The organism is Billgrantia gudaonensis, assembly GCF_900100195.1.
In the GTDB taxonomy this organism is placed as follows: domain Bacteria; phylum Pseudomonadota; class Gammaproteobacteria; order Pseudomonadales; family Halomonadaceae; genus Halomonas; species Halomonas gudaonensis.
On sequence record NZ_FNES01000039.1, the window covers coordinates 1 to 1,741 of the forward strand.

Below are 1,741 nucleotides of genomic sequence, written 5' to 3' on the forward strand. Positions count from 1 at the left end.
TGTGAGCACTTGCCGCGAAACAGCGAGTCGTCGATTAAGGAGGTGATCCAGCCGCAGGTTCCCCTACGGCTACCTTGTTACGACTTCACCCCAGTCATGAACCACACCGTGGTGATCGCCCTCCCGAAGGTTAGGCTAACCACTTCTGGTGCAGTCCACTCCCATGGTGTGACGGGCGGTGTGTACAAGGCCCGGGAACGTATTCACCGTGACATTCTGATTCACGATTACTAGCGATTCCGACTTCACGGAGTCGAGTTGCAGACTCCGATCCGGACTGAGATCGGCTTTTCGGGATTGGCTCGTCCTCGCGAACTCGCAACCCTTTGTACCGACCATTGTAGCACGTGTGTAGCCCTACCCGTAAGGGCCATGATGACCTGACGTCGTCCCCACCTTCCTCCGGTTTGTCACCGGCAGTCTCCCTAGAGTTCCCGACCGAATCGCTGGCAAATAGGGACAAGGGTTGCGCTCGTTACGGGACTTAACCCAACATTTCACAACACGAGCTGACGACGGCCATGCAGCACCTGTCACTCGGCTCCCGAAGGCACACCAGAATCTCTTCCGGCTTCCGAGGATGTCAAGGGTAGGTAAGGTTCTTCGCGTTGCATCGAATTAAACCACATGCTCCACCGCTTGTGCGGGCCCCCGTCAATTCATTTGAGTTTTAACCTTGCGGCCGTACTCCCCAGGCGGTCGACTTATCGCGTTAACTGCGCCACTAAGCTCTCGAGGAGCCCAACGGCTAGTCGACATCGTTTACGGCGTGGACTACCAGGGTATCTAATCCTGTTTGCTACCCACGCTTTCGCACCTCAGCGTCAGTGTCAGTCCAGAAGGCCGCCTTCGCCACTGGTATTCCTCCCGATCTCTACGCATTTCACCGCTACACCGGGAATTCTACCTTCCTCTCCTGCACTCTAGCCTGACAGTTCCGGATGCCATTCCCAGGTTGAGCCCGGGGCTTTCACAACCGGCTTACCAAGCCGCCTACGCGCGCTTTACGCCCAGTCATTCCGATTAACGCTCGCACCCTCCGTATTACCGCGGCTGCTGGCACGGAGTTAGCCGGTGCTTCTTCTGTGGGTGATGTCCTTCCTCGAGGGTATTAGCCTCAAGGCCTTCTTCCCCACTGAAAGTGCTTTACAACCCGAAGGCCTTCTTCACACACGCGGCATGGCTGGATCAGGGTTGCCCCCATTGTCCAATATTCCCCACTGCTGCCTCCCGTAGGAGTTCGGGCCGTGTCTCAGTCCCGATGTGGCTGATCATCCTCTCAGACCAGCTACGGATCGTCGCCTTGGTGAGCCGTTACCTCACCAACCAGCTAATCCGACATAGGCTCATCCGATAGCGCAAGGCCCGAAGGTCCCCTGCTTTCTCCCGTAGGACGTATGCGGTATTAGCCTGAGTTTCCCCAGGTTATCCCCCACTACCGGGCAGATTCCTATGCATTACTCACCCGTCCGCCGCTCGACGCCTGGAAGCAAGCTTCCATCGTTTCCGCTCGACTTGCATGTGTTAGGCCTGCCGCCAGCGTTCAATCTGAGCCATGATCAAACTCTTCAGTTCAAATCATCGTGATCCTTGCCCTTCCGAAGAAGGAAGCGGATCAATCTTGGCTCAAGGTTCAAACGTCTCGTTTGACGAGTCGCTTGCCTTGATGATCAGTGACTGCTCACTGCCTCATCGACAAGCGCCCACATGAATTACCTGATCGATTGTTAAAGAGCGGCTC

The 1,741-nt window shown here is 56.2% G+C and carries 1 rRNA gene; it reads right to left on the reverse strand.

Going from position 1 to position 1,741, the window contains the following annotated elements:
• Positions 1-35 precede the first annotated feature (35 nt).
• Positions 36-1,575, reverse strand: a 16S ribosomal RNA gene (locus BLP96_RS19690).
• Positions 1,576-1,741 lie beyond the last annotated feature (166 nt).